The 14,210-nt window shown below is 52.4% G+C and carries 15 protein-coding genes; 13 read left to right on the top strand and 2 right to left on the bottom strand.

Annotated elements, in window-relative coordinates; genetic code table 11:
* Positions 1 to 379 precede the first annotated feature (379 nt).
* The 11 genes from ACEW72_RS07780 to ACEW72_RS07730 are packed head-to-tail and all read left to right on the top strand — an operon-like array spanning position 380 to position 10,041.
* Positions 380 to 2,011 (top strand): GspE/PulE family protein, encoded by a 1,632-nt coding sequence (locus ACEW72_RS07780; protein ID WP_373475814.1) that lies wholly within the window; start codon positions 380 to 382, stop codon positions 2,009 to 2,011.
* Between the two features lie 2 nt (positions 2,012 to 2,013).
* Positions 2,014 to 3,231, top strand: coding sequence for a type II secretion system F family protein (locus ACEW72_RS07775; RefSeq protein WP_373475813.1), 1,218 nt, complete (start codon positions 2,014 to 2,016; stop codon positions 3,229 to 3,231).
* Entirely contained in the window at positions 3,228 to 3,653 is a 426-nt protein-coding gene (gspG, locus tag ACEW72_RS07770; protein WP_373475812.1) for a type II secretion system major pseudopilin GspG, read from the top strand. Before ACEW72_RS07775 ends, gspG begins: the two co-directional genes overlap by 4 nt.
* Positions 3,631 to 4,011 (top strand): Tfp pilus assembly protein FimT/FimU, encoded by a 381-nt coding sequence (locus tag ACEW72_RS07765; protein WP_373475811.1) that lies wholly within the window; start codon positions 3,631 to 3,633, stop codon positions 4,009 to 4,011. Before gspG ends, ACEW72_RS07765 begins: the two co-directional genes overlap by 23 nt.
* Positions 4,008 to 4,391, top strand: coding sequence for a type II secretion system protein (locus ACEW72_RS07760; RefSeq protein WP_373475810.1), 384 nt, complete (start codon positions 4,008 to 4,010; stop codon positions 4,389 to 4,391). The genes ACEW72_RS07765 and ACEW72_RS07760 overlap by 4 nt, the downstream gene beginning before the upstream one ends.
* A gap of 4 nt (positions 4,392 to 4,395) precedes the next feature.
* Positions 4,396 to 5,106 carry a type II secretion system protein gene (locus ACEW72_RS07755; RefSeq protein ID WP_373475809.1) on the top strand — a complete coding sequence of 237 codons (711 nt, stop codon included), beginning with the start codon at positions 4,396 to 4,398 and terminating at the stop codon, positions 5,104 to 5,106.
* Positions 5,106 to 6,101: a PilN domain-containing protein gene (locus tag ACEW72_RS07750; RefSeq protein WP_373475808.1), complete on the top strand. Its 996-nt coding sequence runs from the start codon at positions 5,106 to 5,108 to the stop codon at positions 6,099 to 6,101. Before ACEW72_RS07755 ends, ACEW72_RS07750 begins: the two co-directional genes overlap by 1 nt.
* Entirely contained in the window at positions 6,098 to 6,649 is a 552-nt protein-coding gene (gspM, locus tag ACEW72_RS07745) for a type II secretion system protein GspM (RefSeq protein WP_373475807.1), read from the top strand. Before ACEW72_RS07750 ends, gspM begins: the two co-directional genes overlap by 4 nt.
* Before the next feature lie 7 nt (positions 6,650 to 6,656).
* Entirely contained in the window at positions 6,657 to 7,124 is a 468-nt protein-coding gene (locus ACEW72_RS07740) for a hypothetical protein (protein ID WP_373475806.1), read from the top strand.
* A complete protein-coding gene (gspD, locus tag ACEW72_RS07735) occupies positions 7,124 to 9,193 on the top strand; it encodes a type II secretion system secretin GspD (RefSeq protein WP_373475805.1) in 2,070 nt (689 codons plus the stop codon). Before ACEW72_RS07740 ends, gspD begins: the two co-directional genes overlap by 1 nt.
* A complete protein-coding gene (locus ACEW72_RS07730; protein ID WP_373475804.1) occupies positions 9,190 to 10,041 on the top strand; it encodes a general secretion pathway protein GspK in 852 nt (283 codons plus the stop codon). Before gspD ends, ACEW72_RS07730 begins: the two co-directional genes overlap by 4 nt.
* A gap of 9 nt (positions 10,042 to 10,050) precedes the next feature.
* Here ACEW72_RS07730 and ACEW72_RS07725 read toward each other — a convergent pair whose 3' ends face one another.
* On the bottom strand, positions 10,051 to 10,743 hold the full coding sequence (locus ACEW72_RS07725; protein ID WP_373475803.1) for a cell wall hydrolase: 693 nt from the start codon (positions 10,741 to 10,743) through the stop codon (positions 10,051 to 10,053).
* A gap of 237 nt (positions 10,744 to 10,980) precedes the next feature.
* Here ACEW72_RS07725 and ACEW72_RS07720 point away from each other — a divergent pair, with 237 nt between their 5' ends.
* Positions 10,981 to 11,466 (top strand): polysaccharide biosynthesis/export family protein, encoded by a 486-nt coding sequence (locus ACEW72_RS07720; RefSeq protein ID WP_373475802.1) that lies wholly within the window; start codon positions 10,981 to 10,983, stop codon positions 11,464 to 11,466.
* Positions 11,467 to 11,742: 276 nt separating this feature from the next.
* Entirely contained in the window at positions 11,743 to 12,513 is a 771-nt protein-coding gene (locus ACEW72_RS07715) for a sugar transferase (RefSeq protein WP_373475801.1), read from the top strand.
* Positions 12,514 to 12,873: 360 nt separating this feature from the next.
* Here the strand turns inward: ACEW72_RS07715 and ACEW72_RS07710 are convergent, their stop codons facing one another.
* Complete coding sequence (locus tag ACEW72_RS07710; protein WP_373475800.1) at positions 12,874 to 14,193, bottom strand: HlyD family type I secretion periplasmic adaptor subunit; 1,320 nt, start codon at positions 14,191 to 14,193, stop codon at positions 12,874 to 12,876.
* Positions 14,194 to 14,210: the final 17 nt, after the last annotated feature.

Below are 14,210 nucleotides of genomic sequence, written 5' to 3'. Positions count from 1 at the left end.
TAGACTCGAGCATTTGATTGTGCTTTCGCCGATCCCGCTGCTATCTATATTTAATGACAGAATTGTGAAGTGTGGCGGTTGGTAAAAGTCGCTGGAAACCGCAGAATTCCGACCTAAAATATTAAATTATATGATTAAAATTTGCCTGCGCTTTGATTTCGCCGCTAAATTTTCAACAAATATTTTTCGCCTCTACCGGCTCGGGAAAATTCGCGACCGACTCATTGTCGGGGGCGATTGCAAACAAACTGTAGCATTCGAAGTCTATCAAACAGACTGAAAGGTGCCCGAGAATATAATGCCTCCAATTGCGACACGATCAGCCACGTCATCCGTGTTGACGATGGCTGTGGATCCGGCTCATCTAACGATTGAGTCCGTGATTGAGAGTACCGGGCTATTAAGCGACGAAGCGATGGCGCGGCTGCGATTGGCGGTGCAGGAAAGCGGCGAACGCTTTGATGTCGTGATGACCCGTTTGGGGCTGATTTCCGAAGCGGTTCTGCAGCAAAAGCTGGCCGCTGTTACCGGGCTGGCCATCTCCGAACTCCACGACTTTCCGGAAAATCCAGTCGGAGCCGATATGCTCTCGACGGCATTTTTAAGGGACAATCGGGTGATCCCCTTGTCGATCAGCGGTTCTGCCGTTGTTATTGCTTTGGTCGATCCTTTTGACGCCTTTGTCCGGCAATCGATCGGGTTTGTATTTGCCCGTCAGGTCGATGTGCGATTGGCAAGGGCGAGTGACATCGATGTGGCTATCGACCGGCTGTATGGCTCACTTGCCGCCAGCGATGGGATCGACGAGTTTGCCGACGATGACGATATCGAACGGCTGAAGGATCTGGTCAGCGATGCACCCGTTATCAGGGCCGTTAACCGCTTGATTGCCGCTGCGTCAGATGCGCGCGCTTCGGATATCCATATAGAGCCAACCGAAGACAGGTTGGCCATTCGGTTCCGGATCGACGGTGTGCTTCAGGATCGCGAGCCTTTGCCATCGGCGATGCGTGGGCCGTTTGTTTCCAGAATAAAAGTCATGGCGGGTCTGAACATTGCCGAACGGCGGTTGCCGCAAGACGGCCGGTTGAGGATTGCCGTGCGCGGCCAAGACATTGACTTACGCGTCGCAACAACGCCCGCAATTCATGGCGAAAGCGTCGTGATGCGGATATTGGACAGATCCAAGCTGGCGCTCGATTTCGTATCATTGGGTTTCGACCCGGAATTAACGCAGCAGCTTCGCAATGCGGTAAACCGGCCTTATGGAATTGTTCTGGTCACCGGGCCAACGGGCAGCGGGAAAACGACCACGCTTTATGCCGCATTGGCCGAGTTAAACACCAGTTCGCGCAAATTGCTGACGGTTGAAGATCCCATTGAATATCGACTTCCCGGTGTCATCCAGACACAGGTCAATCCGCAGATCGGCTTTACATTCGGATCGGCCTTAAGGTCTTTTCTGCGGCTTGATCCCGATGTCATGATGGTCGGCGAAATCCGCGATACAGAGACCGCCCAGATCGCAGTTCAGGCGGCGCTTACCGGCCATATGATCCTTTCGACGCTCCATACAAACAGCGCAGCTGGCGCGGTGACCCGTCTGATCGATATGGAGGTTGAGCCATTTCTATTAAGTTCGGTCCTGAGCGGAATTTTGGCCCAGCGCCTTGTCCGCAAGCTTTGCCCATCTTGCCGTGAGCCTTATGCTGCCTCCCCCGAATTGCTGGCGGATTTGGGGATTTCTGCAGATGAAAATGTGACATTCTATCGCGCAAAGGGATGCGCCAGTTGTGAAGGATCGGGCTATTCCGGGCGGACAACCTTGCTGGAATTCCTGACGATAGATGACAGGATTTCAAAGCTGATATTAAAGCGGGCAGATACGCGCGAAATCGCAGACGCCGCGCTTGCTGCCGAGATGCGTACATTGCGCAGTGATGGATTGGCAAAGGCCAAATCCGGAATAATTGAGATTGAGGAAGCCGTGCGCGTCACGGTTGGCGATTGAGCGTGGCGACGACGTTTAGTTATCGTGCAGTTTTGACAAATGGGACAGTCGGGACCGGTTTTGTCGAGGCTTCGGATCACGCCGCTGCAATCCAGTCGATCCGTCAAGGCGGTGCCCGTCCGATATTGGTAACCGCCGTAGATCAAAAAATGGCGACCCAGCCTAAAGCGAAAGTCAACGGCAAGATCAGACTGGCATCCATCAATTTAACTGGCGAACTTGCCGTCTTGCTAAATGCCGGATTGCCCTTGGATCGATCACTTTCTCTCGCGATCGCGAATGTCGAAGACAAAGCGGCAGCGGCCCAATTCGGGGCGTTGCTCGAGGAAGTCAGAACCGGTGTTCCGCTATCTCAAGCAATGCAGAAAAGGCAAGATATCTTCTCCCCTGCAGCCGCTGCCATGGCGGAGGCGGGTGAAGCGAATGGAGCGCTCGGTTCGGCACTAACCCGTCTTTCGGAAATGTTGGAGCGGGCCGAAGCATTGCGCCGGTTGATAGCCACATCGATGATCTACCCGATCTCGCTTACGATCATCGCCGTTGGTGTTATCCTGCTCATGTTGCTGTTTGTGGTTCCGCAGTTTGAAAGTCTGTTCGGTCAGGCAAAGGATAAGTTACCGCCCGCATCTGCTTTCGTAATGGGAGCCAGCCGTTTTGTTCGCGACTGGGGCTGGTGGCTTCTTGCCGCAATAGTGGGCTTAGGATTCATGGTCCGCCATTTGCTCGCGCGACCGGCAATACGGATCGTTACCGATCGACTGGTGTTGCGCGTTCCCCAGCTTGGAATGCTTGTGCGCTATATCGAAACCGCGCGGTTTGCGCGGACGCTTGGCGTGTTGATAGATGGCAATGTTCCGCTGCCCCATGCGTTGGCGTTGGCGCGCAAGACTGTCGCCAACAGCCATATCGGCAACGCAATCGCACAAGTTGCTGACGGGGTCAGGGAAGGTGGCGGTCTTGCTTCACCTCTGGCTGCGGCCAATGTCTTTCCGAAACTTGCAATCGGCTTCCTGCGAACCGGCGAGGAAACTTCGCAACTTGGGCCAATGTTGGGGCGATTGGCTGATGTGCTGGATCGCGATGTTGGCATTCGCATTCAACGGTTAATCGGCATTCTTACCCCCATCATCACAATCATTTTGGGCGCTAGCGTAGCGGCAATTATCGCTGCGATAATGTCCGCGATTATGGGCTTTAACGAATTGGCTATTTCATCATGAAAAATAAAAACAGAAAAAACGGTTTCACGCTTTTGGAGCTTTTGGTCGTACTTGCAATTCTGGGGTTACTGGCGGCGATCGTTGGCCCGCAAGTGATCCGCTATCTTGGCAGTTCAAAAACACAAACGGCGCAGGTCCAGGTAAAGAATATAGCGGCATCGCTGCAACTTTTCCGGCTTGATGCCGGCCGTTACCCGACAAATGCCGAAGGGTTGACTTCGCTGGTCAAGGCACCGGCGTCCGTCCCGATTTGGAACGGCCCCTATTTGCCGGACGCATCGGCGATAACCGATCCTTGGGGAAAGCCTTATTTGCTTCGTGTTCCCGGTCAGCATGGCGAAGTTGATGTGTATTCGCTGGGATCTGACGGTGTTGCTGGTGGGAGCGGAGAGGCGCAAGATGTCGGCAACTGGAAAGGTTGAACGCAGCGGCTTCACGTTAATCGAGATGCTGGTTGTACTGGCGGTAATGGGTCTTTTGTCGGGAATCGCTTTTCCGGCAATAGAACGCAATTTGGCGATGCAACGGTTTAATATGGCGGTCGGTGCAGTTGAATCTGCTTTGACGGGTGCAAGGGCCAATGCCATCGGCAAAGGCGAAGAAACTCGGTTCGTGCCCCCACAATTGGCGGATGACGTTACCCTGACGACGACCCGTGACGGCATTCGCTTTTATCGCGACGGAAGCGCAAATGGCGGTTCTGTCCAAATGATCATGGGGCCGCGCAAGGCCAGTTTTTCGGTTGATTCTGCGACCGGTCTTATCGGTAGCAGCAGATGAGACGGTCCGGATTATCGAAACGCCGGAACGGATATGCGTTGATCGACGCGATGGTTGCGCTTGCCATTTTTGCAGTGATGTCTGCGTTACTATTCCAGACCGTCAATTCGACCGCGCTCACCAAAAGGCATCTGGCCGATAGCAGGCGCGCAATCCTGATTGCCCAATCCGCACTTTCCGAATTGCAGGACGAAGAAGGCGCTGGTGCTTTGCGACAAGGTGGTCGTGTCGGCCGCTTCATTTGGCGATCCAGTGTCGAACGGCTGGCTGATTCTGCGAAAGATAATAGCAAGGGTCTGGAAACGATAAGCGTTGCCGTTATCGATTCTGCGACCGGCAAAGTTATTGTCACACTCCAAAGCTTGCGGCTGGCGCGTTGACGCTATGACCGGAATTTCCCGTTATATAGACCGGCCGATATCGCCCATACGTGTAACTGCGCCTGTGGCAAACGGGTTCACACTGATCGAACTTCTCGTCGCCTTGGCGGTTTTGGGAATGGCGGCCGCCATGATGGTTGCCACTTTAAACAGTGCCTGGCTCGCTTTGCCGCAACAAAAGCGCGGGAACGATGACCAAAGCGTTGTCGCCGCCCAACTTGTTTTGCGGGGAAGACTCGAACGATTGTCTTCGGCAGTACGGCTGGATTCTTCCGAACCCATTGTCGATACCCAAGGAGACTCGCGGATACTGAGCTTTGCTGCGCCACCGTTACCGCGCCTCGGTCCGGATGCGCTGCAAAAATACCGCTTGATCGTTACTCCTGCAGGCGACCTCATGCTGTATACCGCGAGCAGTCTTGATGATCGTATAGATTTGCGCGACCGTGCACTTATTGGTTGGCAACCCAATCGACTTTTGCGCGGTGTTCAAGACATCGAAATTTCCTATTTTGGACCTGATCGATTTAGTGCCTCCGGACGTTGGCAGCAATTCTGGATTGATCGCCCGCAACCACCTGCGTTGATACGAATTCGCGTTAGATTCGGGCAAGGCGATTCGCGGCAGTGGCCCGACCTGATTATTCGTCCGCGTGCGACCATGAATGCCGCTTGCCGGATACAACGTTCCTCAGGCCGTTGCGAGGCGATCTGATGGCGGCCGGCTCGATACTTGATGCCGATATGGCGACCGTAACTGGATGGTTCCGGTCGGGCTTTGCATGGTGGCTTGAAGAAATGCAAACGATCATGCCCTTTGCATTTGCCAAAAGTGACCGGGCTATCGGCAATTATCTCTATTACCAAAAAGACGGAACATTGGCCTCGCACGGAACGGGAAATCCAGAGGCAATTCTTGTCGATCCGGCGATGTGCCTGGTACGCGAGATCGTGCTTCCAGTGCTGGGCGAAGCGGATCTTGCGCGTGTGGTTGCGCTTGATGCCGACCGGATAATGCCAATTCCCGCCGAACAATTGATCGTCGGGGCCAAAGCCGATGCAAAAGATCGCACATCTGTTACTGTCGCGGGTTTACGTAAAGCGACAGTTGTCACATTGCTCGAGAGCGCCCGAGAGGCAGGGTTTGCGCCGCCGCAGCGGATCGGCCTTTTTGATCAGGCTTCGCCTGGCCGCATGGCCATCGATTTTTCACAGGGCTGTACCGCAGCCGGATTAACCGCGGCTATCCGGCCTGTGGCTTTAACATATTGGGCGGTCGTCGCATTTCTATTCGCGCTCAACATTGGGGCACTCGTCTGGCGGGATGTCGAAAGTGTCAGGAATTTCGAGGCACTTGTTGCGGCACAAGCGCCGGCGGTTAATGCCGCGCGTACAATTTCAAAGAAAATTTCCAATACCCAGAAATCGGCGCAAATTCTTGCTGAACGAAGGGCAAATCAGAATGCTTTTGTCGTCTTGGCAGCGGTCACGCAGGCCATGCCCGAACGTGCATGGGTTCAACGTTTTTCGTGGGATGGGCGCAGAATAAGGTTGTCGGGTTACAAGCGTGAAGGCATCGATGTAATCGGTGCACTGCGGAAATCGCCTTATCTAAAAGATGTCCGGGCCGCCAATGCAGAGGCAATGGCGGAGGTCCCTACAGGGCAACCGTTCGATCTTAGTGCGACTTTTTATGCAGGTGCAAAATGAAACCGTGGACGGCACGCGAACGTAAATTGGTTGCGGTCGGGCTGCTCATCGCGGCCTTTGCGATTTTCTGGCTCGGTTTGGTTTCGCCAATTTACGGCATTTTTTCTGCCAATGCTGAACGACGGATCGAATTGCAACAGAACTACACACAGAATGAAAAATTGATTGCACGAATTACGTCGCTTCGTCGTACTGCCGAAGAACAACAGAAATTGCAGTCGCAATATACAGTCAAGGCTGCAAATGCCGAACAGGCCGGTGAGTTATTGAAAGAACGGCTGGAAACAAGTCTGTCCAAAGTAGGCGGGGAACTTCGTACAACCGAAAGCGACAATGCTCAAAACGGTTGGGCACAGGCCAGCGCAACTGCGCTGGTATCAAATGAACAACTCATCGCATGGCTTGAAATTCTCAACAATCAGCAGCCCTATCTCGTCGTGGAATCGCTGAATATTGTTGCTGATCGGGCTCTTAACTCTGGCCGTTTAGATGTAATGGATGTGAAAATTGAAGTTTCGATTATCATTAGCCCGACCAACTCGCGCTAACCGCGCCTTGTTTCCGGCGATCTGTGCTGGCGGCCTGGCGCTGTGCCTGGCGCTGCAACTCGCGTTGACTGGCGGAGTTGAAATTCCGGAGGACAGCCCTTCGGGTGGGCAAATGCGGGCCGATTTCCCATCCATTGGTGGTCAGTCTCTGCCGCCGGTTTTGCGCGAAAAGTCCATTTTTTCGCCAGGGCGTACCGCAACAAGTGCTGCGGCAGAAGCAGCACAAGCCCCGTTGGGGGGAGCAGTGGTTGCGGGCGCCGTTTCCATTAGGGGACGAAGCTACGCCGTTATACAACGACCCGATGGAAGTATAATAAGGCTTGGGGTTGGTGGATTTTTCCAAGGCTGGCGACTGCGCGCACTTACTTCAAATGCTGCGCTTTTCGATCAAGGGGCCCAAAAATTGATCCTGAATTTCGGCGCCAGATCTATTCAGGCGCCGCCACAATCCGCAGAGTATGAGGAAGAACAATAATGAAAATGCCCGTCTGCAAACCGATGATATCAGCGCCTGTAATATTGCTGCTGCTGCACGGTTGCGCTTTGCAAAATCAACGTCCGCCTCTGCCTTTGCCGAGCGCTGCCGCCGCGGAAGTTTTTGTTGGCGATACCAACGCCGATCAAAACGCTGGTGTGACGATTATCGGCGGTGAAGCACCTGTGCCTGTTGCACCGGTGACGTCACAGGACATGACGAAGCCCGGCGATATCCGGCTAAACTTTCCGTCGGCAGATGTGCAAATTGTTGCAAAGGCGGTTTTGGGTGATCTGTTGCGTGTTCCTTATACGATCGCGCCGGGGGTAACGAACCAGATATCATTGGTAACGCCTGGCCCAATTGCCCGCAGTTCCGTTTTTGCAGTATTCGAAAAATCTTTGGCGACGGCCAATCTTGCTTTGGTGCCACAAAATGGCGGGTTTACAATCATGACGGTGCAGGCCGCACAGGCATCGGGCGTCACCGGGCCGACAAATCTGGGCTATAGTACAGAGGTTATCCGCCTTGGTTTTATCAATGCTGCGGAACTGAAAAAATTGCTTGATTCCGTCATCCCCAATGTCGTGATGTCTGTCGACCCAACCGGAAATACGATGACGATTGCCGGAACAGCCGGACAGCGGAAAAGTGCGCGTGACTTGATCGAACAATTTGACGTCAACTGGCTTCGCAACATGACGTTCGCTTACTTTACGCCGCAACGCATCGATGCGCGACTGATCGTTCCCGAGCTGGAAAAATTGATAAATGCGCCCGATGCACCGACCCGCAATCTGGTGCGGCTGATCGCTATGGAGCGTTTGAACGGTATAATCGCGGTAAGTGCTCAGCGACAATATCTGGACGATGTCAGCCGCTGGATTGAAGTTCTTGACCGGGAAGGTGCCAATAACGAGCCACGCATATTTGTGTATAAAGTCCAGAACGGCCGATCCCGCGATCTCGCCAAGACGATCAATTCCGCATTCGGTAACGGCAGCCAAGAAAGTGGTACCGACCGAAATGACGATAGTTCGACCTCTGGCCAGTCGGGTTCAACAGCCTCACGTAACACGAATAATACAACGCCGCCGGCGGCCGTTCAAAATAATGGCGAAGGGGTATCATTGGGCGGAAATGAGCCGTCGGGCGGCACCGCCCGTCGCGGCCCGCCTGTTTCGATCACAAGTGATGATACCAACAATGCCGTCATCATTTTCGGCAGTCCGCGTGACTATGCTGTGGTCGAAGAGGCGCTCAGGAAACTGGATATACCGCCTTATCAGGTGTTAATAGAGGCGGCGATTACCGAGGTTACATTAACCGATGACTTGCGCTTTGGCGTGCAATGGAATTTCCAGACAGGCGACAGTAACTTCGCGCTGTCACAAGGAACCGGGGCTAATCCCACCCGAATTCTGCCGGGCTTCTCCTATTTTTTCTCGGGAAGCGATATTAGCGCTACCTTGAACGCTTTGGAGGAGCGGACCAATGTAAAGGTCGTGTCCGCACCCAAGCTGGTGGTTCTGAATAACCAGACCGCGTCGCTTCAGGTCGGCGATCAGGTACCGATCCAGACACAGTCGGCGCAAAGTGTTGAAAATCCCAACGCCCCAATCGTCAACGCAATCGAGTATCGCGATACCGGCGTCATTCTGAAAGTAACGCCGCGTGTAAATGCCAGCGGCCTGGTGCTCCTCGATATCGCACAAGAGGTGAGCGACATCTCCAGCCGGTCCATTCAGGGTATCAGTTCGCCCATCATCTCGACCCGCCGCGTTTCAACATCGATTGCTGTTCAAGACGGGCAAGTGGTCACTTTGGGTGGGTTGTTTAGGGACTCAAATAGTTTTGGTAAAAATGGCCTGCCTATCCTGTCGCGCATTCCGATATTGGGTGGGTTGCTTTTCGGAAACCAGAAAAATGTCCAAAACCGGACTGAGCTTATCATATTAATCAAGCCCCATGTCCTGCGGACTGCGGATGACGCGCGTGCAGTCACCGAAGAATTGCGCGCAAAAATCCGCACTCTGGAGCCGTTCAAAACCGAAGGCCGCATTCCATGACACCCCCCGACCGCGAGCAAGGCTATGCCATGGTCGCCGCGGTTGCAGGTATCGCTGTATTTGCTTTGATGGCATTGGCTTTGGTTCAATCGAACCAGAATGATATCGTCCTTGTAAATGCCGAGGTAGGTCAGGCAAAAGCCGCCGCAGCGGCCGATGCGGGTCTGGCAATTGCGCTGAATGGTTTGCTCGCAAAAGACAGGGCAAATAGATGGTCCATCGATGGCAGGCCGCGAACAGCCAACTTTGGTGGGGCAAGTTTGCAAATCCGGATTGAAGACGAGCGCGGAAAGGTTCCGATCAATTTACTGGATGATGAACTGGCGGCACGATTGATGGAAGCAATCGGCCTGGGCTATGGTGGCGCTGCGCGAACTGCGGCTGACTCGCTGGTTGACTGGATTGATGACGACGAGGAACCGCGACCTGATGGGGCCGAGGTCGATTATTATCAATCCCGCGGAATTCGCCCACGCAATGGCCCGCTTCAGTCGATTGAAGAGTTGGCTGTGATCCGTGGATTTAATACTAAAATGGTCGAACAGATGAAGCCTTTTGTGACCGTAAATTTCGGAACCGGTGGTTTTGATGCGCGTTATGCCCATCCGCGCGCTATTGGTGTGATGCTCGATGGCGGTGCAGATAGTCCGGCGGCCATCAACCGGCAACGTGAACTTGATGGTCAGCGTGCGGCAATCGAATTGGGTGATGCAATCGATTTGGTCGGACGGCCTTTGTCAGTAACAATAGAGGCTGTGCGGCCCGATGGCGCGCGTTCAAAACGGCAAGTCATAATTGAACTTACCGGGGCCGATACCCGACCTTATATCATTCGCGCGTTTGAATAAGTATTCACCCTAGGGCAGAGTGGGTAGCCCCCAAGGCGCGAAGGCGGCGGGCTTTTTTTCCGATATGGCGACTTGGACCGTTTTACTCTGACTTTTTTGCGTGAGTGAATCAGGGGCATTGGCCCAATTCCCCAAGCCACCCACTAATGGTTCAATTCCCCCATTATAACGGGCGGGCCGATCTGAACTGCCGGGTGCCCGATAGAATATATGTGCGCCAATCCGTCCCACTTTAACTAAACTTGGGGCCCAATAAGGCGAGACGTAATTCGCGTGGTAATGTGTCGCTCCACCAACATAAGGGGTGAAATTGGTGGTAAGGACCTGCTCGGCAATATTGCGCGAATTTTGCATCACTTTTGCTGACAAGGTACGTTTCATGGCGCCGTCACAAGTGAAAGTGAATTGGCACCCGGTTTTCCGGGACGAACCCTGAAACACGACGCCGCACACACTTTTCGGGTAGGCAGGGTGACGTGTCCGGTTGAGTATCACTTCGGCAACGGCCTGTTGGCCCTCGAACGGTTCAAAGCCGGCCTCATAGGCGATAGCAAGTGAGAGGCAATGCGATGCCCGCTCCAAATCTGTTCCGGAAGCCGCTGGCGCGTTATTGCCATCGACACCCGCAGTCTGGGCAGAAACCGGGGACGCAGAGAGCGAAACCGCAAAAAGGGTGGTAAGTTTGAAGCTTTTGAGAAACACGCAAAATCCTTATTTGCCGCATTTCACACCTGGCATGTCATGATGACATTTTATGGACACTAAAACGAAATTTCGCGACAGCTGACTTTAGCTGAAATCGGCGCTTGTCAGACAAATGACATATAGCTGTCATAGAGAAACAGGCTGATACTGTGATGTTGCTTGAAAGAATCACCGATGACCCGTTTTTGTGTTGTGTTATTTTGCATACTGCTTGGAGCATGTACCCCAGTGGCTATGACGGAAGGTCCGAGCGTCGCAAATTATGTGTACCGGATTGGTTCGGGTGATCGGCTTAAAATTCAGACTTTTGGCGAATCAACATTATCGGGCGAATTCGCCGTGAATGCTGAGGGCACTATTGCCTTTCCTCTGGTTGGCGATGTTCCGGTTGGGGGTAAAACGGTCACGGAATTCAAAGATGATTTAACCCAGCGGCTTGGGTCGCAATATCTTCGCAATCCCAGGATATCCGTTGAAATGGTCAATTTTCGGCCCGTTTACATTCTAGGCGAGGTCGCCAAGCCGGGCGAATTTAATTATTCGGAACGAATGAGTGTTTTCGCTTTGGTCGCAAAAGCTGGTGGATTTACGTATCGCGCCAACCAATCCTATGCATTTATCCGTCGTGAAGATGAGACCGAAGAAAAAGCCGTCCGACTGACAAGCGCAACAGCCGTCCAGCCAGGGGACACTGTACGCATTCCCGATCGGGTCTTTTAGGGTTTTGAAAAAAGAATTGATCCAAATTCAGTGCCATATTTGTTCAATTTTTCTATTGAAGTTAATATGTTAAGTGGAACTAATATTTAATTTCCGGCTTTGCTTGTTAAATTGCGCTTTGTAAAAATACCGCAACACTCGCCCGTTAAGAGAAAATTAACGGCGGCTATCATGCTCGACCTTGAAAGCACTTCAGCTGCTCTTCAGAAACACGACTGAAAATTAGATGGGCCAAAAAATCGGGTAGGCCGAATATCAAATGGGGATGTTAGGTTAATGTTGACGACTGACCAGCTCAATCAGAGAGTTCTGCTTGAAACCGATGTGGATTATTCCCGCAGCTTGATTGCGATCGCTCCAACGACTCATGTTCGCGTCACAGATAAGTCTTTGCCAGACGCTGGCGGTGAGCCAAAGGCCGATCATCTCGAAAAGCACGAACAAATATTGAAGCGCGTTTTTGATATTATGTTTGCAACAATTTTCCTGCTTGTCTCTTTCCCGGCCCTTATTCTGCTTTCCATTGCGCTCCAGATTGACAGTCCGGGTCGGCTGTTCTTTGTGCAGCAAAGAGTGGGGCGAGGAGGGCGGATGTTCAATTGCTACAAACTCCGCACCATGCACGAAGATGCAGAGCGGTTACTTGAAGAACTTTTGGCAAACTCTCCTGAAGCGAAACGCGAATGGGATTTGGATCATAAGTTACGAAACGACCCGCGCGTTTCAAGGCTGGGTGGCGTAGTTCGCAAGCTGAGCCTGGACGAATTGCCACAATTGCTGAACATTCTATCGGGTGAAATGAGCGTTGTCGGACCACGACCCATCGTTCGCGCTGAAATTTTGAAATACGGCAGCTTTTTCTCGGACTATTGCGCGGTGAAACCCGGGTTGACTGGCCTTTGGCAAGTTAGCGGTCGTAACGATGTAAGTTATGATGAACGGGTGCAGCTTGACTGTGAATATAGTCGCAGAGCGTCATTTTTGTTTGATATGAACATTGTATTGAAAACGGTGCCCGCAGTATTAGGGGCCAAGGGTTCTTATTAGAGCCGGCAGTTAAATCACGTAAAAAAGCGCGCCCCAAATAGCGGCGCCTGCTACCAACGCGAGGCTCCATCCCAAAATCGATACGGGACGTTGAGTGGCATTCAGCGACGATATATCGGATATGGCGTGCATATTCCGTTCCTCTCCAGCGATCTTCGAGCCTTTAACAGGTTCTCGAGATGCTGCTCGCCGAAGATTGGCGTTTACCTCTGACCTGTTTTTGTTATCCATTTTGGGTTACCATATCGGATTTTTTACATAAATCCCAGATGTTTTACGTCTATGGGAGCAAACTGTTTATACCGATGTGATGTTTAACGGAAATAAAAAATGCATTAACCTAGTTAAGGCTTTGTTTATCTATCTAAAAGCCCGGGCGACTTGGTCCGTCAGCGGCTTGAACAAATAGGCCATTAACGTGCGGTCACCGGTCTTGAAAAAGGCTTCTACGGGCATTCCCGGACGAAGTTTAAGTGGACCCAATTTTGAAATCTGCCGTTTTGAAATCTTCACTTCGACAGGATAATAAGCGATTCCCAGCTGAGGGTCCGTTGTCCGGTCAGCTCCAATTTTCGACAGGGTGCCTGCAATTTCCGGCGTTGTCTGCATTTCAAATGCCGAAAATCGCAACATCACATCCTTGCCGGTTACCAACTGGTCTACATCCTGCGGACTGACCCGAGCTGTCACAATAAGCAAGTCGTCATCTGGCACGATTTCCATAATAGTTTCACCCGCGGGCACGACGCCGCCGACGGTGCTGAATGCCAATTTGTCAATCACACCGTCGGAAGGCGCACGAACGAGATTGCGGCTATTGGTATCTTGCGCGACAATATTGCTTTGACGCAGCGAGATCAGTCTCGTCTGCACTTCTGCAAGTCCTTCGCCTGCGGCTTTACGTGCACTGTCTTCGAGCAAATACATCCGCTCTTGCAACTCCGCTATCCGCGCCCTGGTCTGCGCTTCGCTGGTTTCGGCAGACGCAACGTTGCCTTTGACGCCTTCTGCCGCGCGATGCAGCTCATTTCGACGTTGAAGGGTGGTGTAACCTTTCTCCCATAGCTTATCATTGGCGTCACGTTCTTCTGCAATGAGTGCTTCTTGTTTGCGATAAACATCGGCCTGTACTTGATATCCGCTTATGGAATGCCCGGCCTGGTTGATTTGTTGCATAATCGTTTGTCGCTGGGACGAGATGGCTTGACGATTAATTATAAATGCACGCCGCTCTTCGGCTAAAATACGGGATACTTCCTCATCGGATAGGCGTGAAATAAGAGTTTGGGGAAACGGAATTTCGCGCAACCCGTCACGCTCAGCCCGCAATCTCGCCTCTCTTGCGAGCAGCTGGTCGATGCTTTCGACGGTCATTGCGGCACCTGCAGCCGATACATTGGTGTCAAATCGCAACAGTATCTGGCCTTTTTTAACACGGTCACCGTTGCTGACCTCGATTGCAGAGATCACACCGCCCATTGGATGTGCAATTTTTTTCACACCTGATGCAATTGCGACCTCTCCGCCGGCAATTACAGCGCCTGAAATTGGGACCAAGGTAAGAGCGCCACCAAATCCCGCACAGAGCAGAAAAATCGCAAATTTTGATCTTCGCAATATATTGGTAAGCTGCTGCTCTGGTTCCGCATTTTCATTTTGCGTGCCCAAATTAAGCGACATCCTGTTCATCATATTCC

Source organism: Sphingorhabdus sp. (genome assembly GCF_041737645.1).
Taxonomy (GTDB): Bacteria; Pseudomonadota; Alphaproteobacteria; order Sphingomonadales; family Sphingomonadaceae; genus Sphingorhabdus_B.
The sequence above is the reverse complement of the archived record's forward strand: the minus strand, read 5'-3'. Positions and strand labels throughout refer to the sequence as shown.

What these genes read in the sequence shown, in the direction of transcription:
- ACEW72_RS07765 (WP_373475811.1), top strand. Translation starts at nt 3,631, where the DNA reads ATGTCGGCAACTGGAAAGGTTGAACGCAGCGGCTTCACGTTAATCGAG.
- ACEW72_RS07730 (WP_373475804.1), top strand. Translation starts at nt 9,190, where the DNA reads ATGACACCCCCCGACCGCGAGCAAGGCTATGCCATGGTCGCCGCGGTT.
- ACEW72_RS07760 (WP_373475810.1), top strand. Translation starts at nt 4,008, where the DNA reads ATGAGACGGTCCGGATTATCGAAACGCCGGAACGGATATGCGTTGATC.
- ACEW72_RS07755 (WP_373475809.1), top strand. Translation starts at nt 4,396, where the DNA reads ATGACCGGAATTTCCCGTTATATAGACCGGCCGATATCGCCCATACGT.
- ACEW72_RS07715 (WP_373475801.1), top strand. Translation starts at nt 11,743, where the DNA reads ATGTTGACGACTGACCAGCTCAATCAGAGAGTTCTGCTTGAAACCGAT.
- gspD (WP_373475805.1), top strand. Translation starts at nt 7,124, where the DNA reads ATGAAAATGCCCGTCTGCAAACCGATGATATCAGCGCCTGTAATATTG.
- ACEW72_RS07720 (WP_373475802.1), top strand. Translation starts at nt 10,981, where the DNA reads ATGACGGAAGGTCCGAGCGTCGCAAATTATGTGTACCGGATTGGTTCG.
- ACEW72_RS07750 (WP_373475808.1), top strand. Translation starts at nt 5,106, where the DNA reads ATGGCGGCCGGCTCGATACTTGATGCCGATATGGCGACCGTAACTGGA.
- gspG (WP_373475812.1), top strand. Translation starts at nt 3,228, where the DNA reads ATGAAAAATAAAAACAGAAAAAACGGTTTCACGCTTTTGGAGCTTTTG.
- gspM (WP_373475807.1), top strand. Translation starts at nt 6,098, where the DNA reads ATGAAACCGTGGACGGCACGCGAACGTAAATTGGTTGCGGTCGGGCTG.
- ACEW72_RS07710 (WP_373475800.1), bottom strand. Translation starts at nt 14,193, where the DNA reads ATGTCGCTTAATTTGGGCACGCAAAATGAAAATGCGGAACCAGAGCAG.